Annotated in this window: 19 protein-coding genes; 5 read left to right on the forward strand and 14 right to left on the reverse strand. The window is 71.7% G+C overall.

Annotation, left to right across the window (positions count from 1 at the left end):
• Positions 1–23: 23 nt before the first annotated feature.
• From N1031_RS03675 to hemE, 5 genes are all read right to left on the reverse strand, one after another.
• Complete coding sequence (locus tag N1031_RS03675; protein ID WP_259478236.1) at positions 24–317, reverse strand: DUF3618 domain-containing protein; 294 nt, start codon at positions 315–317, stop codon at positions 24–26.
• Positions 314–718: a phage holin family protein gene (locus N1031_RS03680; protein WP_259478237.1), complete on the reverse strand. Its 405-nt coding sequence runs from the start codon at positions 716–718 to the stop codon at positions 314–316. Before N1031_RS03680 ends, N1031_RS03675 begins: the two co-directional genes overlap by 4 nt.
• A gap of 12 nt (positions 719–730) precedes the next feature.
• Positions 731–1,177 (reverse strand): YtxH domain-containing protein, encoded by a 447-nt coding sequence (locus N1031_RS03685; RefSeq protein ID WP_259478238.1) that lies wholly within the window; start codon positions 1,175–1,177, stop codon positions 731–733.
• Between the two features lie 100 nt (positions 1,178–1,277).
• The gene (locus tag N1031_RS03690) at positions 1,278–2,738 is read right to left on the reverse strand and encodes a protoporphyrinogen/coproporphyrinogen oxidase (RefSeq protein ID WP_259478239.1); all 1,461 of its coding nucleotides are present in this window, start codon (positions 2,736–2,738) and stop codon (positions 1,278–1,280) included.
• A complete protein-coding gene (gene hemE, locus N1031_RS03695; protein ID WP_259478240.1) occupies positions 2,735–3,814 on the reverse strand; it encodes a uroporphyrinogen decarboxylase in 1,080 nt (359 codons plus the stop codon). Before hemE ends, N1031_RS03690 begins: the two co-directional genes overlap by 4 nt.
• Before the next feature lie 64 nt (positions 3,815–3,878).
• On the opposite strand from hemE, the gene N1031_RS03700 reads away from it, so the two are divergent.
• Positions 3,879–5,213, forward strand: a complete 1,335-nt coding sequence (locus tag N1031_RS03700) for a glutamyl-tRNA reductase (protein ID WP_259478241.1) — start codon at positions 3,879–3,881, stop codon at positions 5,211–5,213.
• Positions 5,214–5,256: 43 nt separating this feature from the next.
• On the opposite strand, the gene N1031_RS03705 is transcribed toward N1031_RS03700, so the two are convergent.
• Entirely contained in the window at positions 5,257–6,363 is a 1,107-nt protein-coding gene (locus N1031_RS03705; protein WP_259478242.1) for an aminotransferase class V-fold PLP-dependent enzyme, read from the reverse strand.
• Between the two features lie 92 nt (positions 6,364–6,455).
• Here N1031_RS03705 and N1031_RS03710 point away from each other — a divergent pair, with 92 nt between their 5' ends.
• Positions 6,456–7,415, forward strand: a complete 960-nt coding sequence (locus tag N1031_RS03710) for a LysR family transcriptional regulator (RefSeq protein ID WP_259478243.1) — start codon at positions 6,456–6,458, stop codon at positions 7,413–7,415.
• Between the two features lie 3 nt (positions 7,416–7,418).
• On the opposite strand, the gene N1031_RS03715 is transcribed toward N1031_RS03710, so the two are convergent.
• The 6 genes from N1031_RS03715 to N1031_RS03740 all read right to left on the reverse strand — a co-directional run bounded on the left by N1031_RS03715 (position 7,419) and on the right by N1031_RS03740 (position 15,262).
• Positions 7,419–8,240, reverse strand: a complete 822-nt coding sequence (locus tag N1031_RS03715; protein WP_259478244.1) for a zinc metalloprotease — start codon at positions 8,238–8,240, stop codon at positions 7,419–7,421.
• A 253-nt stretch (positions 8,241–8,493) separates the two neighbouring features.
• Positions 8,494–11,271: an Ig-like domain-containing protein gene (locus N1031_RS03720; protein ID WP_259478245.1), complete on the reverse strand. Its 2,778-nt coding sequence runs from the start codon at positions 11,269–11,271 to the stop codon at positions 8,494–8,496.
• A 65-nt stretch (positions 11,272–11,336) separates the two neighbouring features.
• On the reverse strand, positions 11,337–12,308 hold the full coding sequence (locus N1031_RS03725) for a serine hydrolase (RefSeq protein ID WP_259478246.1): 972 nt from the start codon (positions 12,306–12,308) through the stop codon (positions 11,337–11,339).
• A gap of 63 nt (positions 12,309–12,371) precedes the next feature.
• Positions 12,372–14,345: a M13 family metallopeptidase gene (locus tag N1031_RS03730; RefSeq protein WP_259478247.1), complete on the reverse strand. Its 1,974-nt coding sequence runs from the start codon at positions 14,343–14,345 to the stop codon at positions 12,372–12,374.
• Between the two features lie 67 nt (positions 14,346–14,412).
• Positions 14,413–14,778: an SHOCT domain-containing protein gene (locus N1031_RS03735; protein ID WP_259478248.1), complete on the reverse strand. Its 366-nt coding sequence runs from the start codon at positions 14,776–14,778 to the stop codon at positions 14,413–14,415.
• Positions 14,779–14,836: 58 nt separating this feature from the next.
• The gene (locus N1031_RS03740) at positions 14,837–15,262 is read right to left on the reverse strand and encodes a DUF6325 family protein (RefSeq protein WP_259478249.1); all 426 of its coding nucleotides are present in this window, start codon (positions 15,260–15,262) and stop codon (positions 14,837–14,839) included.
• 111 nt (positions 15,263–15,373) lie between these two features.
• On the opposite strand from N1031_RS03740, the gene N1031_RS03745 reads away from it, so the two are divergent.
• Positions 15,374–16,696 (forward strand): MATE family efflux transporter, encoded by a 1,323-nt coding sequence (locus N1031_RS03745; RefSeq protein ID WP_259478250.1) that lies wholly within the window; start codon positions 15,374–15,376, stop codon positions 16,694–16,696.
• 6 nt (positions 16,697–16,702) lie between these two features.
• On the opposite strand, the gene N1031_RS03750 is transcribed toward N1031_RS03745, so the two are convergent.
• On the reverse strand, positions 16,703–18,316 hold the full coding sequence (locus tag N1031_RS03750; RefSeq protein ID WP_259478251.1) for an MFS transporter: 1,614 nt from the start codon (positions 18,314–18,316) through the stop codon (positions 16,703–16,705).
• Between the two features lie 21 nt (positions 18,317–18,337).
• Positions 18,338–19,405: a LacI family DNA-binding transcriptional regulator gene (locus tag N1031_RS03755; RefSeq protein WP_259478252.1), complete on the reverse strand. Its 1,068-nt coding sequence runs from the start codon at positions 19,403–19,405 to the stop codon at positions 18,338–18,340.
• A gap of 103 nt (positions 19,406–19,508) precedes the next feature.
• On the opposite strand from N1031_RS03755, the gene N1031_RS03760 reads away from it, so the two are divergent.
• Positions 19,509–20,789, forward strand: coding sequence for an MFS transporter (locus N1031_RS03760; protein WP_259478253.1), 1,281 nt, complete (start codon positions 19,509–19,511; stop codon positions 20,787–20,789).
• Between the two features lie 2 nt (positions 20,790–20,791).
• Positions 20,792–21,487 (forward strand): endonuclease NucS, encoded by a 696-nt coding sequence (gene nucS, locus N1031_RS03765; protein WP_259478254.1) that lies wholly within the window; start codon positions 20,792–20,794, stop codon positions 21,485–21,487.
• Positions 21,488–21,494: the final 7 nt, after the last annotated feature.

A 21,494-nucleotide genomic window follows, 5' to 3' on the forward strand; every position in this document is an offset into this window, starting at 1 on the left:
GTGGCGCGGCGTGCGCCCCCAGCCTACTTCTTGCCCGCGTAACGGAAGCCGAGAACCCCCGCCCCCACGACGGCGGCGACGCCCGCGGCGACCACGACCGAGAAACCCACCGGGTTCTGCGAGGCGAACCGCTTCACGCGGCTCTTCACCCGGTGCGCGGCGTGCCTGGCCTGCTTGGGCAGGTTGAGCCGGAACTCGATCGCGTCGAGGGTGGCGCGGAGTTCGCCACGGGTCTTCTCGATGTCGGCGTGCAGCTCGGCCTTCGAGCGCTGGGCCGGGGTGTCGGATGCGGGCGAGCCGCCGGTCGTGTCGCTCACTGGCCGAGTCCCTTCACCACGTTGATGTCTTTCTTGATGCTCGTGATCGCGTCTTCGGGCAGCGGCGGCACCCCGCGCTTGATGGAGGCGACCCCGGCCAGCACCAGGATGATCGCGAGCAGCAGCAGGGCGCCCGCCACGATGAGCGCCGCGGCCCAGGCCGGCAGCACCGTGGCCAGGCCCAGCACGGCGGCGGCCACCAGCACGGCCAGCGCGAAGAAGGCCAGCAGGGCGGCCACCACGAACAGGCCCACCCCGATGCCGAGCTTGGCCAGGCGCGCGGTGAGCTCGCGCTTGACGTTCTCGAGCTCGTCTTTCAGGAGCTTCACGACGAGGGTGGGCACCTCGGCGAAGAGGGAGGCGAGGGAGCGGCGTGCGCGCTTGTCGCGTTCTTCGGTCATGAGCGTCGGGGCCTACTCGTCGGCGGCGGTGTCGGAATCGGCGGTGGCCGCGGGCTTCTTCGCGGCGGTCGACTTCGCCGCGGCGGGCTTGCGGGCGGCGGGCTTCTTGGCCGCCGTCGTGCGCGACGAGCTCGCGGTCGTGGCCGGCGACGTGGTCGACGACCGGGATGCGCTGGAGGGCTTGCTCCGGGTGGAGGTGCTCTGCGAGGGCTCGGTCAGTGGCTGCCGACCGAGCAGGCCCGCGAGGGCCGCCTTCGCGGTGTCGGCCAGCTGCGCCTTCACGGCGTCGACGCGGGTGCCTGCGAACTCCTGCACCTTCCCCACGCCCGACTGCACCACGGGCGTGTTCCACACCTTCTCGGCGCCCGCCTTGATCTGCTCGTAGCGCTCGCGGCCGGCACGCGTTCCGAGAACGTAACCCGTGGCCAGCCCGACGGCGAAGATGATCTTTCCGCGCATGTGTGCTCCGATCGATTCGCGAGTTCGGTGTCGTGCGTCAAGCGTAGTGCGGATGCCCGGGCACCGCATGAGCGGGCGTCACGAAGTGGGTCGATCCCAGTCAGTCCAGTCTCGGCTGGCCTCGCAGTTCGGCCGCCAGCTGGGAGCCCGTCGTGCGCGCGTGAGCCACCGTGGCGGCCAGCCCGGTTCCCGAGACCCACGCTCCGACCGTGTCGAGTCCCGCCGTCTCCGCGACCGCGGCGAGCGCCCGCCGCACCCGGTCGCGGTGCCCCACCGTCGCGAAGGCGAGGGAGTCATGCCAGTGCACGATCGAGAACCCGCGCACGTCGGACTCCGAGAGCGGCACACCGAGCAGGGCGGAGGCGTCGCGCAGCACGTCGGCGAGCCGCGGGTCTCCGGCGCCCGGCGCCGCGGCCGCTCCGCGGGAACCGTACGACAGCCTCAGCACATGGCGATGCGCAGGCAGGCGCTCGGCGAGCCAGGCCCACTTCGCGGTGGCGTGGGTGAGCGCCTTCGCGCCGACCCCGGGTGTGCCGGCCGCGACGAGCACTCCGGTGCCGCGGGGGGCGGCGTCGAGTCGCGGCTCGTCCACCACGAGAGTGGCGAGGGTGACGGATGCGGGGTCCGGCCACTCGGCGTCGGCCGGCAGTGAGGCAGATGCTGCCTCGTCGAGTGCGCCGCGCAGGAGGGCCAACGCCGGCCGGAAGCCCGTCGCCACCACGACGGCCCGGCACGTCACCGTCCTCGTGCCGTCGCCGTCGTCGACGGCGACCCGCCAGCCCCGCGCATCCGGAGCGCCCTCGCCCGCGGCCACCGGTTCGAGCCTCGTCACCGCGGCGCCCTTCGCGACCTGCACACCGTAGTGCAGGCAGTCGGTCTCGAGCGCCTCGACCAGGCGGTGCATCCCGCCCACCAGACCCTGCACCTTCGAGCCGGCCGGAGCCTGCTCGCGGAGGGCCATCACGGCGCCCGAGAGTGAGCCCTGCGTCGTCATCGCCTGCGTGAGTCCGGGCGCGACGGCGTGCACATCGACCACCGAGGGGTCGGCGGAATGCACCCCCGCCACCACGGGCGTCACCAGTCTGTCGAGCACCTTACGGCCCATGCGACGTCGCACGATGTCGCCGAGGTCGGTCTCCTTGCGCACGCGCAGCAGCGGCATGAGGCGGTCGAGGTAGGCGCGCAGCGATCCGCTCCAGCCCACGACCCGGCGCACGTCGTCGGCGAGGGGGACACCGGGGATGCCGAGCAGACCCGCCGCCGGGAGCGGTGCCGCACCGCCGTTCCAGGCCACCCAGGCCCCGGCCTCGGCGGGGGTCACGATCTCGGAGCCGAGACCCAGCTCCTCGACGAGGGCCGCCACCGTGCCGGCCCGGGTGGCGTAGCTCTCGGCACCCGAGTCGAGCTCGACGCCGGCCACCTCGTGCGAGCCCACGAAGCCGCCGAGCGCATCCCGCTCCTCCACGACGAGCACGGAGTGGCCGAGGTGCGCCAGCTGCCGCGCGGCGACGAGGCCGGCCACTCCGCCGCCGGCCACCACCACGTCGACCGTCTCGGTCACGCGTCGCCGCCCTGATCGTGCACGAGCTGCACGATGCGGGTGAGCACGGTCGGATCGGTCTCCGGCGGCACGCCGTGCCCGAGGTTCAGCACGTGCGACGGCGCCGCCCGGCCGCGTCGCAGCACGTCGAGCACATGCGCCTCGAGCACGGGCCAGGGCGCGGCGAGCAGGGCGGGATCGACGTTGCCCTGCACGGGCACCCCGCCGCCCAGCCGTTCTGCCGCGACGTCGAGCGGGATGCGCCAGTCGACGCCGACCACGTCCGCCCCCACCTCGTGCATGGGCTTCAGCACCTCGCCACTGCCCACACCGAAGTGCACGATCGGCACACCGAGCTCGCGCACCCCCGCCAGGGCGCGGGCGGAGAACGGCGCGACCCGGCTGACGTAGTCGACGGCGGACAGCGAGCCGACCCAGGAGTCGAAGAGCTGGGCCGCGCTCGCCCCCGCGTGGAGCTGGGCGCGCAGGAAGCGGCCGGTGACGTCGGCCGCCCAGCCGAGCAGGCCCTCCCAGGCCCCGGGGTCGGCGTGCATGAGGGTGCGGGCCCGGATGTGGTCTTTCGAGGGCCCGCCCTCGACGAGGTAGGCCGCCAGCGTGAAGGGGGCACCGGCGAAGCCGATAAGTGGGGTGCCTCCCAGCGCGGCGACCGTGCGGGCGACGCCCGCCTCGATGGCCGAGAAGTCGGCTCCGGCGGGGTCGGGGAGGGCGGCGACGTCGGCCGCGGTGCGCACGGGATGCGCGAGCACCGGCCCGCGGCCCGGAACGATCTCCACGTCGACCCCGGCGAGCTTCAGCGGGATGACGATGTCGCTGAAGAAGATGCCCGCGTCGACGCCGTGCCGCCGCACCGGCTGCAGGGTGATCTCGCTCGCCATCGCGGGATCGAGGCAGGCGTCGAGCATCCGGGTGCCCACCCGAAGTTCGCGGTACTCGGGCAGCGAGCGGCCGGCCTGGCGCATGAACCAGACGGGGGTGCGAGAGGGGCGGGTGCCCCGATAGGCGGTGACCAGCGCCGAATCCGTCGTGCGGCCGTCGACCAACGGATGGGTGGAGGGCAGGGCGGAGGGCGTCGACACGGCCCATATCCTACGGCGGGGAGCCGGGAGACCCCCTGGGCGGGAGCAGGCGTAGACTTGCTCGGTGCTCATCTGTCTCACCGCGAATCATCGCAACGCGAGCTTCGACCTCTTGGAGAAGCTGTCGGTGGGCACCGCAGACGTGGCGAAGAACCTCGTCGGCACGAGCGACTTCGTGCAGGGCGCCGTCGTGCTCGCCACGTGCAACCGCTTCGAGGCCTATCTCGACATCGACGAGCCGCTGACCGCCGGGGTGTCCCTCGCGGTCGAGGAAGCGGCCGAGTCGTTCGGCGCGGCCTCGGGTGCCGACGTGGGCGAGCTGCGCGACAGCCTCACCGTGCTCTGCGGCGACACGGTGGCCGACCACCTCTTCGCGGTGTCGTCGGGGCTCGAGTCCGTTGTCGTCGGCGAAGACGAGATCGCCGGTCAGGTGCGGCGGGCCCTCACCACCGCGCGGGTGGAGGGGACCACCTCCTCCGACCTCGAACGGCTCTTCCAGCGCGCCTCCCACACCTCGCGCGACGTGAAGACCAAGACCGGTCTGGGCGGCGCCGGTCGCTCGCTGGTGCGTCTTGCTCTCGACCTGGCCGAGAGCCGTGTCACCGACTGGGCGGCCACCCGTGTGCTGCTGGTCGGCACCGGTCAGTATGCGCGAGTGACCCTCGCCAACCTCCGCGAGCGCGGCGTCACCGACATCCGGGTGTTCTCGCCCTCGGGGCGCGCGGTCGTCTTCGCCGCCAAGCAGGGCCTCGAGCCGGTCGCGGCCGACGGCTACGTGGAGGCCCTCGCCGGCTCCGACATCGTCATCACCTGCAGCACCGCCGAGACCGTGGTGCTCGACGCCTCGCACCTGCACGCCTCGACGGCGGTGCCCGGCGCGTTCACCCGCCGCCTCGTCATCGACCTCGGGCTCCCCCGCAACGTCGACCCGGGTGTCGCGGGCGTCGCCGGCGCCGAGCTGCTCGACCTCGAGACCATCAGCCTGCACGCCCCGCTCGACGAGCTGAACGCCGAGTCGGATGCGCGCGCGCTGGTCGACCGGGCCGCCGCCGAGTACCGCGCGGGCAAGGCCGAGGCCGAGGTCACCCCCGCCGTCGTGGCGCTGCGCGCCCACCTCTTCGACCTGCTCGACGCCGAGATCGCGCGGTCGCAATCGAACGGCAGCTCGTCTGAGCAGACCGAGCGGGCCCTGCGGCACCTGGTGGGCGTCATCCTGCACTCCCCCTCGGTACGCGCCCGCGAGCTCGCGCGCGAGGGCCGGGCCGACGAGGTGTTCGCGGCCGTGGAGACGCTGTTCGGCCTCGGCGGGGCCGCCGCCTCGCGAGCGGCCGACGCGGCGGCCCCGCACGATGCCTCCGGCACCGTCTCCCTCGACGCCCACCGCCGCGCCCACCGCTGATCCTCGCCGAGCGCCGCACTGGCGTGCCCCGTCCGATCAGCCGTCACAGGCCCAGGGCGGCGGTCACGCGATCGACGTCGGCAAGATCGTTCCACAAGTGGAACGCAACGCGGCAGCGACCGGCCCGCGCAGAGGCGGCGATCCCGGCTGCGGTGAGCGCGGCGATCGCGGAACCGTCGGCATCGGGCCAGGTGACGATGGCGCTGCCCGTCGGAGAGAGTCCGAGACGGCGGCGCAGGTCGTCGGCGAGCCCGGCGCAGTGCGCCCGCACCTGTTCGAGATCGGCGGAGGCGAACAGCTCCAGCGCGGGAGCGGTTCCGAGCCAGGCCTGCCAGGCGGGTGACACGTCGAAGCGACGGGCCGACGCGGCCAGGTGCATGCCCGGGGCGTAGCACGAGCCCCACACGTCGTCTCCGCCGTACCAGTTGGCCGAGATCGGCACGAGCCGCCGCGAGAACTCGTCTCCGAGGGTGAGGAAGGCCGTCCCCCGCGGCGAGCACAGCCACTTGTAGGCGTGGCACACCGTGGCGTCGAAGCGGGCGGCGTCGACCGGCAGCCACCCCACGGCCTGCGTGGTGTCGACGTAGGTGGCGGCACCTGCGGCGGCAGCCGCAGCCACGATCGCATCGGCGTCGGCGACCTCGCCGCTCGCCGACTGCACGAGCGAGAACGCCACGAGATCGGTGGTGGGCCGGATGCTCATGGCGAGCTCGCCGAGCGGCACGCACCGCACCGAGAGGCGGCCCAGCTGCTCCTGCACCGTGAACGGGAACACCATCGAGCTGAAGTCGCCGTCCACCACGAGCACCTCGGCACCGTCGGGCAGCGACTCGGCGATGAGTGTGGTGAATGCCGCGACCTGCGACCCCACCGCGATGCTCGACGCGGGCACCCCGCAGAGCCGCCCGAAGGCGACGCGGGCCCGCTCGACGGCCTCGCCGTAGACCGCGGGGTTGCGGTGGCCCGTTCCCCAGTCGGCCAGGTCGGCGGTGAGCGCCTCCACGGTCTCGCGGGGCGGCACCCCCACCATGCAGGCGGCGAGATAGCCGGGCCGCACCGTGAAGTGGGAGCGCAGCTCCTCGAGACCGATGCCAGGTCGGGGCGACGCAGAGGCGGATGCAGGAGCCGGTGCCGGGTCGAGGAGTGTCATGTCCTCAGGATCGCGCTCGCGCATCCATAGGTCTATGGCAGGAGTCGGATGGTCGACATCACATCTCGTTATGGATCGGCTAGCCTCGACCCATGACGCTGATCGAGCCAGGGCTGCCGGGGACGTTCGACCTCGACTCGCAGACCCTGCGCGTGGTCGCCGCCATCGCCGAGTATGGGTCGATCACCCGTGCGGCCACCGTGCTCGGGTACAGTCAGCCGGCGCTGAGTCAGCAGCTCAAGCGTGTCGAGTCGCGCCTCGGCATGCCCCTGGTCACGCGGGCCGGCCGGGGCATCAGGCTCACAGATGCGGGCGAGGTCGTCGCGCGCCACGCCGCTTCGGTGCTCCCCGCGCTGGACGCGGCAGCGGGCGAGCTCGCCGACCTGGCAGGGCTGCGCAGCGGCAGCGTGCGGCTCGCGGCGTTCCCGTCGGCCTCCTCGACCCTGGTGCCGCGCCTGCTCGGCGCGATGGCGGCCGAGCATCCCGGTGTGCGGTTCAGCTACCTCGAGGGCGAGCCACCCGAGGCCGTCTCCGGGGTCCGGGACGGTCTGCTCGACGTCGCCATCGCCTTCCGCCACCCCGCTGACCGCAACGACCCCTTCGAGGCGAGCGCCGAAGGGCTGGCCGTGCACCCCCTCCTCCGTGACGCGGTGCTCCTGCTCGCCCCCACCGCGCATCCCGCTCTCGCCACCGGCGGACCTGTCGACCTGCGCCGCCTTCGCACCGACAAGTGGATCGCCGGGTGCCCCCGCTGCCGCGGTCACCTGCTCGACTCCTGCGCCCGCGCCGGCTTCGCGCCCGCGATCGCCTTCGAGACCGACAACGCCGTCGCCGTGAAGAGCATGGTCGCCGCCGGTCTCGGCGTGGCCCTTCTGCCTGAGCTCGCGGTGTCGGCGTCTCCCCTGCCCGACGGCGTCGCAGCACGGCCCACCGCCGCCGGCGACCACCGCCTAGTCGTCGCCGTCACCCGCCCCGGCGCCGACCGCATCCCCGCCATCGCCGAGACCCTCCGCCTGCTCGCGACGCTCGGCGCGGCGAACACGTGTCCGTGACGATCACCGGTCGAAGAAGACGTTCTCGATGGGTGGGAGGAACATGCAGTCGTCAAAGGCCTGGGTCGCCGGATCGCCGAGGGGGATGCTCGGATCCCACGGGCCCGTGTCATCGAGCTGCCACTTCATGGTTCCGGCCGAAGCCGACCGGGGAAGGTGGTCGAGACCGAGCACGTGACCGATCTCGTGCCCGACCGCGGGCGGCGTCGCCAGGTGGGTGAGCTCGATGGTTCCAGAGATCCACCGGTTCGCGACGCCCGGAATGCCGGTCGTCTTCGACACGACCGTCTGCGCTGCGGCGTCGATGCCGCTGACCTGCGTGAAGGTGATGGTCGGCGGTCGTGGGTCACCCGGGTCATGGGGAACGATCTCGGCTGGATAGCGCCCGAGCGCGTCCTGCGCCGCCACAGCGACCGGGTACTGCTCGATCGCGCTGAGCACCGCGAGCACCTGCTGACGCGGGACGCCAGGCGCGATCACATAGTCGATCCTCGATGGCTCGTCCGGCGGCCCGATGCTCGCCGGGGGTGTCCAGTACCCCGCCGTTCGCGTGCTGATGAGTGGGTACGTGACCGACCGCATCTGGCATCCATCACTTCGGGCGATCGCTCGCCGGTTGATCACAGCTTGTGCCCGGGCTTCGTCGAGCGCCGCCCTCAGCTCGACGAGCTCTGCTGCGCTGACGAGCTTGTCGTACATCGACTTTGCCGAATCGGCGACCGTGTAGGGGTCTCGCACGGGAAGACCGAAGAAGGCGCGGGCGGCACCGAGGCGGTAGATGTCATCTCTCGGATCCCAGATCGGGCCCTCGTCGATGATCTTCACCTCGGGGGCGACCTGGGTGGCACTCGTGGTCACCCAGGTCCCGTCGAGGCAGAACTGCGTCTCGATGAAACCGGGTTCATCGCTGACGACGACCCTGGGCTGCAGGCCTGTGGTGGCGCAGGCCTCCGCGTGCGCCACCACAGTCGGTGGGCCGGCCACCGAGCTGCCGAGCACCCCCGCAGCGGCAACGGCGAAGGCCAACAGCCTGCGGGAAACCCGTCGTCGAACGACACCGGTCGACACTTTCGCCGCCTCATCCATCGCTGCCCGCCGCCTCGACGTGGACGACCACCGGCACCACGACGGATCGCGCATCGGTGAAGCGTCCCACCCCGTTCACGCGGTAGGAGAAGCTCACGGTGCCATGAAAGCCAGGCTCGGGTGAGAAGGAGAATGCGCCCGTGGCGTCGTTCATGGCGAGGTCTCCGTGTTCTGGTGGCGCACCCCGCTGAATCCGCCAGTCCGAGAGCTCGGTGCCACCGGGGATCGTGTCGTTGCCCAACACACCCGAGGTCGCGGACGTGACGAGGGTGGAGCCCTGCTCAACCCTGTATTCGTCGGGCCGGGACACCACGTTCGACGTGACCCCGATCGGGATGTCGACGCGTCCGCTCCGGCGGGACCAGGCATCGAGCGCTGTCACCGTGATCGTGTCGTCACCCAGATGGTCAGGGTCGGCCGTGTAGCGCAGTGTGCCCTCCGCATCGAGCGCGACCGTGCCATGGAGCGCGGTCGCCCGCAACGTCGACGGCAGAGCACGGGTGCCGTCTGCAGACGCGCCCGGTCGGCATTGCACCCCGGTGAGACGGAGCGGGACGCCCGCGATGGCAATGGCCCGGGCACCCGTTCCGATGCACTGCGGCGACGGCGGCAGCACCGTCGCCGTGGCGGCGCTCGCCAGCGCCCTGTCTCCGTTCAGGGAGGCGATCACGACCACCGAAGCCCGGCCGGTATCCGGACGCTCGTGGGAGACCTGCAGGGTGATGGTCGTGACGGAGCCTGCCTCCACGTGGGGATTCACCAGGGTGATCGTCCCCGCGCGGTCGGAGCTCGCACGCGACCAGCCGGCCGGCAACAACACGCCACGAGCCTCTGCCACTCCCTCCAGCTCGAGCACCAGTTCCGCGGATCCCGACGTGGCCGCCGAGATGACCACCTCGTATCCGATGGAGGCACCGGACTCCAGGATCGGCGTCGCGAACGCGGAGCTCAGCGAACCTCGGACGGGGGCTTCGTTCAACTCGCGCAGTCTTCCCGGTCGGGTCTCGTAGGCGCGAGGTTCGAGCGGGCTTCGCACCTGGGTGTCGATCAGCGCGGTCGGCACGGCGAGATGGGGATTGAACGAGTTGGCGGCGATGGTGAAGGTGCGCACAGCCTCCCCCTTCTCGTCGGGCTCTCCCGAGTCGGCATACACGGGCAGGTACTCCGCGGTGAGCCAGTCCGGGGGACCGGCGGAGGCGATCTGCCGAACCGACGCGATCCCGCGCAGATCTCCGGCCTGTGACGAGAACGCGACGAGCCCGCCATCTGCTGTCGCCGGCGTCCGGCCGTCGGCGACAGAGTCGCCTCCACCCGTCGTCGATCGCCGCACCCGAGCTGAGATCGTGGTGTTGCCGGTGTCTTGATTCGTGCGCTTCACGGAGACGGGCCGCATCCCCAGAACCCGGCCTTCCCCGTCGAGCTGTGCCTGGTACACATCGAGGGCGCCGTTGTCGTCGACGAAGTTCTGGCACCCGGAGCACCGGCCGTGTACCGCGAGGAGTGGCGAGAGCGAGGTGAGCAGCACGCTCCTGCCGTCGGCGGAGATCGCGGCTGACGTCGTCGAGAGCGGCGCGGAGAACCAGGTGCGCACTCGTACCGTCGACGGCGACACCCGGCCCGCAGAGTCGGGCACCTCGGGTTGCGACTCATCAACGAGAACCATCGAGAGCCGCCGACTGGTCGCGCTGTCGAGCACGCGAAGGTAAGCGTCGGTCATCCCGTGCGCGGTCGGGCGTATCTGATCGGAGGCGACGAGGTCGGACGCGGCCGAGATGAATGCGACGCGGTTGCCGTCCGCTGAGATCGACGCGCCAAATGACGATTCGCTCTCGGTCGTGCTCGAATCCACGTCTCCGTCGGCAGGGAGACTGATGCGCTCCGTCGTGCCTCGCACGGCGTCCCATCGATAGACATCCGACCCACCCGCCGCGAACGCCTCGTGCGAGCCCACGATCGCGAGATTCGACGCGGAGGAGGTGAAGGCGACGTATCTTCCGTCGGCTGAGACGGTCGGATCTGTCGAGATTCCGTCCGCGGTCTCCATGTCGCCGCTGACCCGATTCCGTCCGCTCGAGACGTTCGTGATCCGTCCCGTCAGTCGATCGAACCGTTCGACGGTGGGGATGTTCCCGGTCGCGGCGCCGTGACTGCTCATACCGGGCTGGTTCGAGACGAAGACGACGGTGCTGCCGTCGGCCGACACCATCGGAAGCGAACTGACTGCGGCACCTTCGTCGCTGCCCGCTCCAGGGTCACCGGATTCGGGCACCTCGCCCGCCGGACTCGACACCCGGACGACCTCACGCGTCGTCATGTCGACCAAGGCGATCTGCGAAGTGCCCGGCGCGGGCAGGTCGTCGGCGAAGACACCTGCATCCGTGGTCTGATAGGCGATCCACCTGCCGTCAGCAGAGATCGAAGCGCTGAAGGACGAGCCCTGAGGCTGCGCTGGGGAAACCCGTCGCGACACCAGCTCGAGAGTGCCGTCCGAGGCTGAACGCCGGTAGACGTGACGCAGCGGGCCCACTGCATCGGGCGTCAGAAGCTCGTCACTCTCGAAGACGGTGAAGGCCCCGTCTGCCGAGTACGACTGGCCCATTCCCTTCGCCGTCAGTGCAGGGCCGGTGGACTCGAACTGGGATTGGTCGTAGCCACCTGCGGGGACCGCCTCCACCTGGTCGACTTCTTGGACCAGGAGGTACGACCCCGCCACTCCTGCAATGACGCACGTCGCGACGAGGGCTACCGCGGCTCTTCGGCGATCGAACATCAAGCGTGACCTCCTCATACCCGAGGATATCTCGGTTATGAGGAGGTCGGCAAGGACCCGAGGACTCAGTAGATGTACTCCAAGAAGTCCGCGCCGAGGGTGTGCATCGCCTCCAGCACCGCCAGCCGCGCCGACACCCCCGTGTCGTTGAAGCGCATCGTCGCCGCGTAGGCCACGCCGGCCGAGGGGCCGATGACGAAGCCCGCCTCGCTGCGCACCCCCGCATCCGTGCCCGTCTTGTTCACGAGCGCGATGCCGTGGTCGGCCGAGCCGTGCGCGAGAGGGTCGAGTCCGAAGGCGCCGCCCACCATCGAGAGGTCGGTGTTGAGCGAGAGCCAGCCGCGCACGAGGGCCGAGGTGGCCTCGTCGACGACCTCGCCCCGCTCGAGGCGGCGGAACAGGTTCGCCAGCTCGCGCGCCGAGCCCACCGAGAGCTGCGGGGCGTCGTCGGGTCCGCGCTCCTCGCGCACGATGTCGAGCAGGAGGGTGCGGCGGAGGCCGAGCGACTCGCCTCGGGCGCGCACCGCGTCGAGTCCGATGCGGCGCAGCAGCACGTTCGTGGCGAGATTGTCGCTCGTCGCCCCGACGAGGGCGGCGAGGTCGGCCACCGGCAGCGCGGGAACGTGCAGGTGCTGCCACAGCCCCGAATCGCCGACCGTGTCGGCCGGGGTGCGGTTCAGGATGCTCAGCGCCTCGGGTCCGGGAACGGCACGATCACCCGCAGAACCGCGATACGCCGCTGCCGCCCGCCCTCCGTCGCGCGAGGTGATGCGCGCCGCCACCTCGATGAGCAGCAGCACCTTGCCGATCGAGGCCGTGGGCACCGACAGGTGGTCGTCGACCGAGAACAGCACCCGGCCGCTCTCGAGGTCGACCGCGCACGCCGTGACCTGCACCCCCGAGAGCGCGAGCTCGGTGAGCGAGGCGAAGCCCTTGCGGAAGATGACCCCGTCGTGGCCTGGCCCCTCGGTGCGCCGCCCGTGCGGGGCCGCCTCTTCGCGTTCCTCCCGCGCACGGCGGCGGATGGACTCCGGCATGCTCCGACGGCCTCCCTCGTGGTCAACGACGCAGCGCCTCGGGTCTGGCGCGGCGCACGGCGCCTACCAGATCGTCACACGCTCAGCTGGATCCAACCAGAGACGGTCGTGTGAATCGAGCATGAAGGCCTCGTAGAACTCGTCGATGTTGCGCACGATCTGGTTGCAGCGGAACTCGTTGGGCGAGTGCGGGTCGATCGCCAGCAGCCGGATGACCTCCTCGTCGCGCGACTTCTGCTGCCAGGCCTGCGCCCAGGAGAGGAAGAACCGCTGCGCTCCGGTGAGCCCGTCGACCACGGGCGGCTCCTCTCCGCCGAGGGAGAGCAGGTAGGCCTTCCAGGCGATGCCGAGCCCGCCGAGGTCGCCGATGTTCTCGCCGATGGTGAGCGCGCCGTTCACGTGGTGGTCGGGCACCTGGGCGGGGGCCAGCGCGTCGTACTGCGCGATGAGCGACGAGGTGCGCTTCTCGAATGCCGCCCGGTCGGCTTCGGTCCACCAGTCGGTGAGCCGTCCGTCGCCGTCGAAGCGCGAACCCTGGTCGTCGAAGCCGTGACCGATCTCGTGCCCGATGACGGCGCCGATCGCGCCGTAGTTCGCGGCGTCGTCGCGGTCGACGTCGAAGAAGGGGAACTGCAGGATGGCCGCGGGGAACACGATCTCGTTGAACCCGGGGTTGTAGTAGGCGTTGATGGTCTGCGGCGTCATGAACCACTCGTCGCGGTCGAGCGGCTTGCCGATCTTGCCGAGCTCGCGCTGGAACTCGAACTCGCTCGTGGCCCGCACGTTCGCGATGAGGTCGGTGGCGTCGACCTCGAGCGAGGAGTAGTCGCGCCAGCGCACCGGGAAGCCGATCTTCGGCGTGAACTTCGCGAGCTTCTCGAGCGCGCGCTCCCGTGTGGCGGGGCTCATCCATTCGAGGGTCGAGATGGATGCGCGGTAGGCCTCGATGAGGTTCGCCACCAGCACGTCCATCGACTCCTTGGCCGCGGGCGGGAAGTGCTTCTCGACGTAGATGCGGCCGACGGCCTCACCCATCGCGCCCTCCACGAACGACACGCCGCGCTTCCACCGTGCGCGCATGCTGGGGGTGCCGGTCAGGGTGCGGGCGTAGAAGTCGAAGTTCTCGAGCAGGAAGTCGCCCGAGAGATAGGGCGCCCAGCCGTGCACGATCTTCCAGGCCAGCCAGTCCTTCCAGCTCTCCAGCGGCTGGGCGGCGAGCGCCGCCACGACGCCCTCCACGAAGCTCGGCTCGCGCACCACGAGCTCGTCGAACACACCCGCCGGGGCCCCGAGGGCGGCGCGCCAGATGTCGAGCACAGACGCGTCGTCGACGACGCCCGCGGGCCCCGCGAGGTCGACCAGCTGCGCCCAGCCGAGCAGGTTGTAGGTGGCCTGCGCGTCGCGCGTGCGCACGTTGTCCCAGTGCGTCGCCGCGATGGCGGTCTCGAGCTCGAACACCCTCTGCGCGCGCGCCGGGGCCTCGTCGAGCCCGGCGAGTTCGAACATCCGCTGGATGTGACTCACGTAGGCCTCGCGCACCGGAGCGAACTTCTCCTCACGGAAGTAGCTCTCGTCGGGCAGCGAGATGCCGCCCTGCTCCACGAACACGAGGTAGCGCTCGGGGTTGCCGGGGTCGTTGTCGACGAACAGCCGCAGCAGGCCCGACACGCCCTCACGCTCGAGACGGCCCAGCGTGCGCACGAACGTGGGGAGGTCGTCGACCGCGTCGACCAGGGCCAGCTGGGGTTCGATCGGGCGGGCGCCGAGCGCGTCGATGCGCTCCTCGTCCATGAAGCTCGTGAACAGGTCACCGAACTTCCGCTCCTCGGTGCCCTCAGGGGCCGACTGCGCGGCCTCGACGATGTCGCGCACGGCCTTCTCGGCCTCTTCGGCGAGCACGTAGAACGAGCCGTAGCGCGCCTTGTCGTCGGGGATCTCGGTGCGGGCGATCCACTGCCCGTTCACGTGGCGGAAGAGGTCGTCCTGCGCGCGGACGGTGGGGTCGAGTTCGGCGGTGTCGATTCCGGATGCAGTCACGGCACCACTCTACGCACGGCCCCCGTCAGCGGGCGGCGAGAAGTCTGCGCGTGCACACCCGTGCGCGCTAGCCGAGCAGTTTGGCCTTGGCGGCCGCGAACTCGTCGTCGCTCAGCACCCCGGCGTCTTTGAGGGCGGCGAGCTTCTGCAGCTCGGCGACGATGTCGACCGCTGGCGCGGGCGCGGCGACCGGCGCGGCCACGGGGGCAGGGGCAGCGGCCTGCTGCGCGGCCACGGCGGCGGCCGCCGCGGCGTCGATCTGGGCCTGCTGCTGCTGGGCGGCGTACTCCGCCTGCTGCTGCTGTTCCTGCGCCTTGCCCATCTGGCGGCGCTGCATGCCGCCCGAGACGGCGGTGGCCGTGCCGGCGACGACGGCGGTGCGGGCGGCGAGTCCGATGAGGCCGGGGCGGCCCATCCTGCGGAATCCGGGCATGATGTTCTCCTTCGTGAGGTGAGGCGTGAGCGTGCCGGCCGGGCGGCCGACAGCGCTGTCAGTCGGCGATGGCGGCCATGACCTCGTTGACCACGGGGGCGGGGATGCGGTCGCTCGAGATGACGACGCCACGGCCCGCGGCGAGCTTCTCGGCCAGGCCCTTGGCCCAGAGCAGCTCCACCACGAGCAGCGCGGCCGACGATCCGGCCGGGATGTCGGCGGCGAGCTCTTCGACGTCGTCGACCGACGCCAGGCCGGTGGCCTCGAGCACGAGGTCGCCGAATCCGATCTCGTCTCCCGCCTCCTCCAGTTCGAGCACCGTGAGATCACCCTCGGGCGACTTGGTGACGAAGAGCAGGTCGAGCAGCCGCACGGTGCCCGCATCGATCACCGCCTCGAACGCGGAGACGATCTCGGGGCCGGGGCGCTCGCCCTCGAACCCCACGAGGATCAGCTCGACCGGACCGTAGGTGAATTGAGCCATGATGGCCTCTCGTGCTCGGGTCGGCTCCGCGGTCGACGATCGCCGCCGCTGCCCGACATCCGCACGCTACCAGCCCGGCCACCGCCCCCACCACCGCCCTAGGCTGAAGGTGTGCTGACGATCGATCGCGACATCCTCCGGCTCGCGATCCCGGCTCTCGGAGCGCTCGTCGCCGAGCCGCTGTTCCTCCTCACCGACACCGCGCTCGTCGGCCACCTGGGCGAGGTGCCGCTGGCCGGCCTCGGGGTCGCGAGCGCCGTGCTGCAGACGGTCGTGGGACTCGCGGTGTTCCTCGCCTACGCGACCACACCGGCGGTCGCACGCCGGCTGGGCGGCGGCGATCGCCCGGGCGCCATCAAGGCCGGCATCGACGGTCTGTGGCTGGCACTCGGGGCCGGGATCGCCCTCGCCCTGGTCGGGCTCCCCCTCGTCTCCCCGGTGGTCGGCCTGTTCGGCTCGACTGAGGCCGTCGGCACCGCGGCCGCCACCTACCTCGCCATCTCCCTCGCCGGATTGCCCGCGATGCTCCTGGTGCTCGCCGCCACCGGGCTCCTGCGCGGCCTGCAGGACACCCGCACCCCGCTCGTCGTCGCCGTGTCGGGCTTCGCCGCGAACGCCGCCCTCAACGCCCTGCTCATCTACGGGGCGGGATGGGGGATCGCGGGATCGGCGATCGGCACGGTGCTGGCGCAGTGGGGCATGGCCGCGGTCTATCTCGTCATCGCGGTGCGGGCGGCCCGCGCATCCGGCGTCTCGCTGCGGCCGGGCCGCGACGGCGTGTCGGGGGCCGCGGTCTCGGGCGGGTGGCTCCTGCTGCGCACCGCGAGCCTGCGCGCGGCGATGCTCGTGACCGTCGTGGTGTCCGCCGGCCAGGGAGTCACCCAGCTCGCCGCGTTCCAGATCGCCCTCACCGTGTTCGCCCTGCTCGCGTTCGCGCTCGACGCCCTGGCCATTGCCGGGCAGGCCCTGGTCGGGCACGGCCTGGGCGCCTCCGACGTCGACCGGGTGCACGCGGTGACCCGCCGGCTGATCCGCTGGGGAGTGCTCTCCGGCGTCGTGCTCGGCGTCGTGCTCGCGGTGCTCTCGCCGGTCGCCGGCTTCGTCTTCAGCTCCGATGCGGCAGTGCGGGCAGACCTCGCGGCCGTGCTCGTGACGATGGCCGTCGGCATCCCGCTCGCCGGCTTCGTGTTCGTGCTCGACGGCGTGCTCATCGGCGCCGGCGACGCCCGGTACCTCGCCTGGACGGGGCTGCTCAACCTCGCGGTCTATCTGCCGCTCGTCGGAGGTGTCGCGGTCGCCGCGCCCGAGGGGGTGGCGGGGCCGGTGTGGCTGTGGCTCGCGTTCGGCATCGGCTACATCGGCGCGCGGGCCGTCACGCTGGGGCTCCGCGCCCACGGCTCCCGGTGGATCGCGGTCGGCGCCACGAGCGCCTGACCACGCTCATCCGGCAGCGGGGACCGTGCCGCCTCCCCGCGCATCCGCGGCCGCGTACTCGGCGAAGAGCTCGTGCTCGCGCTCGCGCCGCGGGTAGAAGACGAGCACCAGCACCGCCCCGAGCAGCATCGTCACCATGCCCGTGGCGTAGGCCCAGTCGGCACCGTCGAGGAACGACTGCCGTGCGGCCGCCACGATGCCGTCGGCGTACTCGGGGTACTGCGCCGCGATCGCGATCGCCCCGTCGAACGACTTCTGCAGCTGCGCCTGCACGTCGCTGGTCACCTCCGACTGCACCGACGCGGGAGCGGCCGCGATCGACCGTGCGATGGCTCCCGCGTAGCCGGCGGTGAGGATGCTGCCCAAGACCGACTGCATCACCGAGCCGCCCAGGTCGCGCTGCAGGTCGGAGGTGCCCGACGCCATCCCGGCGCGCGAGACCGGCACCGAGTCGGTGAGCGACCTCGAGGCCGGGGGGCCGGCGAGCCCGACACCGAGGCCGAGGAAGGCGTAGGCCACGCCGACCGAGAGGTAGCTCGTGCCGATGTCCCAGAACACGAACATGGTGAGGAAGCTGAGCAGGCAGCAGGCGTACCCGAGCAGGAAGACGACGCGCGCCCCGAAGCGGATGACCAGCCGGCTCGACACCGGCGAGACCAGCACCATCGTGATGGCCGCGGGGAGGATGGCGGCGCCCGACTCCAGCGCCGTGTACTCGAGCACGTTCTGCAGAAAGAGCTGCCCCACGTACATCGCGCCCATGAGCGAGCCGAACACGATGATGCCGCCCACCGCGGCCACCCAGAAGGGGCGGCGGGCGGCGACCTTGAGGTCGTAGAGGGGATTGGCCACAGTGCGCTGCCGCAGCACGAAACCGACGCCGGCCAGCACGGCGATGCCCACGAGCACCAGCGAGAACAGTCCCGCACCCGGCACCGCGGCGAAGTTGATCGAGAGCACGAGCGAGGCCACCAGCACGATGGAGAGCACGCCGCCGAGGTTGTCCACCCGCTCCGTGGCCTCGTTCACCTTCGACGGCACCGTGAGCAGCACGATCACCAGGGTCACCGCGGCCAGCGGCACGGTCATGAAGAAGACGGAGCCCCAGTCGAACACGCCGATCAGGTAGCCGGATGCGAGGGGGCCGAGTGCCGAGATCGCGCCGCCGAGCCCCGACCAGAGGGCGATGGCGGCGACGCGCTTGGGCCCGCTCCAGAGCGCGGCGATGAGCGACAGGGTCGTGGGATAGGCCATCCCGGCGGCGATGCCCCCGAACACGCGCGCGACGAAGAGCACCTCCACCGACGGCGCGAGCCCGGCGAGGATCGCGGCCGGGATGCTCAGCACCAGGCCCAGAACGAGCATCATCTTGCGGCCGTAGCGGTCGCCGAGAGCGCCGAGATAGAGCACCGATCCGGCCAGACCCAGCGAGAACCCGACCGCCACGAGGTTGAGGGCGGTCTGCGAGGCGTCGAAGTCGTGCCCGATCGAGGGCAGGGCCACGTTGGCCACGGAGAGGTTGAGGTTCGCGACCCCCGAGGCCAGGATGAGCGCGATGAGCACCAGCGTGGCTCGCGCGGGTGCGGTGCCCTGGCCCGCCGTGGTCGAAGTCGTGGTCATGAGTCCCCCTCGACGAGGAGGCTATCGCACGGGCGCGGCCGTGGTCTCCCCCCGGTGGAAGACGCAGGCGTAGACCACACCGGCCGCGAGCTCGTCGGCGAGGAGCGCGGCCACCGCACGGCCGGCCGCGCGGCCCTTCTCGGCGGCGGGCTGGCGCATCGTGGTGAGGTCGCGGTCGCGGAGCCCGTCGATGCGCACGCCGTCGAACCCGGTGAGGCTGAGGTCGCGCGGAACCTCGAGACCGAGCTCGGCCGCGGCCTCGAGCACTCCGACCGCGAGCAGGTCGCTCTGCGCCATGATCGCGGTGGGACGGACGGCGGGCAGAACGTCGAGCAGAGCGCGCGCCGCGCGCCGGCCGTCCTCGACGGCGTTGTGTCCGGCCGACCAGGCCGTGAGTCCGGGGAACACCCGGAGCGCTCCCTCGAGCCGATCGCTCGCGACCGCGGTGGTCATGACCGCTCGGCGCTCCGGCGTGAGCGGGGCGGTGAGGCGCTCCGCATCGGTGCCGAGGGTGATGACCGCCACGTCGCGGTGACCGAGCCGGTGCAGGTGCCGCGCGAGCGTCTCGGCCGAGTCGGCGTTGTCGAGGGCGATGTCGACCACCCCGGGCTCGGCGCCGAGCCCGCCGCCCTCGATCGAGACGACGGGCACGCCGCGGTGGCGGAGCGCGGTGGCCACCGGCTCGAAGACCGGGCTGCAGCCCATCAGCACCGCGGCGTCGATCGCGGCCGCGCGCATCCCGCCCTCGTCGGCGCCGGTCTCGGTCATGAGCAGCAGGCCCGTGCTGTCGGACTCGAGCACCGAGGCGATGCCGTCGAGGGTGGCGACGTTGACCGGGTCGCGGAAGGCGGTGAGGAGGCGTTCGTCGAACACGATGCCGACGACGCCCGAACGACCCTGGCGAAGCGAGCGGGCGCGGGGGTCGGGGCCCGCATAGCCGAGCTCTTCGGCCGCGGACAGCACGCGCATCCTGGTCTGCTCCGAGACCGGGCCCGCACCGCTGAAGGCGAGGGATGCGGTCGACCGCGAGACCCCGGCGCGCTCGGCCACGTCGGAGAGCGTGGTGCGCGCTTGCCTGGGGGCGGACATGGTCGGTAGCATAGTCGAATCGATTCGATCGAATCGATTCGACTGCCTGAACATGCCGCGCGACTTCCGCCCGGCCCCCGCCACCCGTCCTCCAGGAACCACCATGACCGACCAGCTCACCCGGCCCCAGCTCCTCGCCTGGCGCAACGCCATCTTCGTCGTGTTCGCCCTCTCGGGCATCTCCGTCGCGAGCTGGGTGGCGCGCATCCCGGCCGTGCGCGACAGCCTCGGTCTCGACACGGCGCAGCTCGGCATCCTCATCTTCGCCATGTCGGCCGGCTCGGTGATCGGACTCGTCTCGGCACCACCGGTCATGCTGCGGCTCGGGGCGCGGGGCGGCATGGTGCTGTCGCTGGTCGTGGTCTCGGCGGGGCTCGTCATCGTCGGCCTCGGCGGAGGGCTGGTGCTCTCGGCGCCGCTAGTGGGCGTCGGCCTCGCCCTCGTCGGACTCGGCAACGGCGCGGTCGACGTGATGATGAACGTCGAGGGCGCCGCGGCCGAGAAGGCGATCGGCAAGACCCTCATGCCGCTCATGCACGCCTTCTTCAGCTTCGGCACCGTGGCCGGCGCGGGGCTCGGAGCACTGGCGTCGTGGCTGTCGGTGAACGTGGCGCTGCATCTGGCGGTCGTCGCGGCCATCATCGTCGCGGGTGTGCTGGTGGCGATCCGTGCGGTGCCGCGCGGTGTGGAGGACGAGTCGGGAGCGGCGGCGTCCAAGCCGCCCTTCCGCGAGCGCCTCCGCGCCAGCCTGGCCGTCTGGGGCGACCTGCGCCTGCTCGCGATCGGCGTGGTGATGCTCGGCATGGCCTTCGCCGAAGGTTCCGCCAACGACTGGCTCACCCTCGCCGTCGTCGACGGGCACGACCAGTCGAACACCACGGGTGCGGTGATCTTCGCCCTCTTCACGGTCTCCATGACCGCCGGGCGGGTGCTCGGCGGTCCCGTGCTCGACCGCTTCGGCCGCGTGCCGGTGCTGCGGGTGAGCGCGCTGCTCGGCGCCCTCGGCATCGCCCTGTTCATCTTCGCGCCGGTCACCTGGCTGGCCTGGGTGGGCTGCGTCTTCTGGGCGGTCGGATGCTCGCTGGGCTTCCCGGTCGGCATGTCGGCCGCCGCCGACACGGGCGACCCGCGGCAGGCCGCCGCACGGGTGAGCGCCGTGGCCATCATCGGCTACGTCGCGTTCCTCGTGGGCCCGCCGGTGCTGGGCCTGCTCGGCCACGAGGTCGGCATCCTCAACGCGCTGCTGGTCATCCTCGTGCTGGTCGTGCTCGCCGGGATCGCTGCGCCCGCCGTGCGCGAGCGGGACGGGCGCAGCGGGAGCGGGAGCGACACCCTCGGCCCCGGCCAGGGCGGAGACCGCTCCGCCAGCGGCGCTACGCTCTAACGGTGCGTCTCGTCATTGCCACCTGCTCGGTCGACTACGCCGGGCGGCTCAGCGCCCATCTGCCGCTCGCGAAGCGGCTGCTCATGCTCAAGAGCGACGGCAGCCTGCTCGTGCACTCCGACGGCGGCTCGTACAAGCCACTCAACTGGATGAGCCCGCCCTGCACCGTCACCGTGCTCGAGCCCGACGCCGACCAGGCGGAGGCGGGCGTCACGGAGCTCTGGAAGGTCACCCAGAAGAAGACCGACGACGTGCTCGTCGTGTCGATCCACGAGGTGGAGCACGACTCCGCGCACGAGCTCGGCGTCGACCCCGGCCTCGTCAAGGACGGCGTCGAGGCCCACCTGCAGAAGCTGCTCGCCGAGCAGATCGAGCTGCTGGGCGACGGGCACACCCTCGTGCGGCGCGAGTACATGACCGCGATCGGGCCGGTCGACATCCTGGCGCGGGATGCGGGGGGTGCGGCGGTGGCCGTGGAGATCAAACGGCGGGGCGACATCGATGGCGTCGAGCAGCTCACCCGCTACCTCGAGCTCATGAACCGCGATCCCCACCTCGCACCGGTGCAGGGGGTCTTCGCCGCGCAGGAGATCAAGCCGCAGGCCCGCACCCTCGCCCACGACCGCGGCATCCGCACCGTGCTGCTCGACTACGACGCCATGCGCGGTCTCGACGACGCCGACTCCCGCCTCTTCTGAGCGGGCC

Origin of the sequence: Herbiconiux moechotypicola (assembly GCF_024979255.1) — a bacterium.
GTDB lineage: Bacteria > Actinomycetota > Actinomycetes > Actinomycetales > Microbacteriaceae > Herbiconiux > Herbiconiux moechotypicola.

Bases quoted from the DNA above. Each gene is read 5' to 3' on its own strand.
- N1031_RS03680 (WP_259478237.1), bottom strand. From the start codon at position 718: ATGACCGAAGAACGCGACAAGCGCGCACGCCGCTCCCTCGCCTCCCTC.
- N1031_RS03685 (WP_259478238.1), bottom strand. From the start codon at position 1,177: ATGCGCGGAAAGATCATCTTCGCCGTCGGGCTGGCCACGGGTTACGTT.
- N1031_RS03705 (WP_259478242.1), bottom strand. From the start codon at position 6,363: ATGACACTCCTCGACCCGGCACCGGCTCCTGCATCCGCCTCTGCGTCG.
- N1031_RS03710 (WP_259478243.1), top strand. From the start codon at position 6,456: ATGACGCTGATCGAGCCAGGGCTGCCGGGGACGTTCGACCTCGACTCG.
- N1031_RS03720 (WP_259478245.1), bottom strand. From the start codon at position 11,271: ATGTTCGATCGCCGAAGAGCCGCGGTAGCCCTCGTCGCGACGTGCGTC.
- N1031_RS03725 (WP_259478246.1), bottom strand. From the start codon at position 12,308: ATGCCGGAGTCCATCCGCCGCCGTGCGCGGGAGGAACGCGAAGAGGCG.
- N1031_RS03735 (WP_259478248.1), bottom strand. From the start codon at position 14,778: ATGCCCGGATTCCGCAGGATGGGCCGCCCCGGCCTCATCGGACTCGCC.
- N1031_RS03740 (WP_259478249.1), bottom strand. From the start codon at position 15,262: ATGGCTCAATTCACCTACGGTCCGGTCGAGCTGATCCTCGTGGGGTTC.
- N1031_RS03750 (WP_259478251.1), bottom strand. From the start codon at position 18,316: ATGACCACGACTTCGACCACGGCGGGCCAGGGCACCGCACCCGCGCGA.
- N1031_RS03755 (WP_259478252.1), bottom strand. From the start codon at position 19,405: ATGTCCGCCCCCAGGCAAGCGCGCACCACGCTCTCCGACGTGGCCGAG.
- N1031_RS03760 (WP_259478253.1), top strand. From the start codon at position 19,509: ATGACCGACCAGCTCACCCGGCCCCAGCTCCTCGCCTGGCGCAACGCC.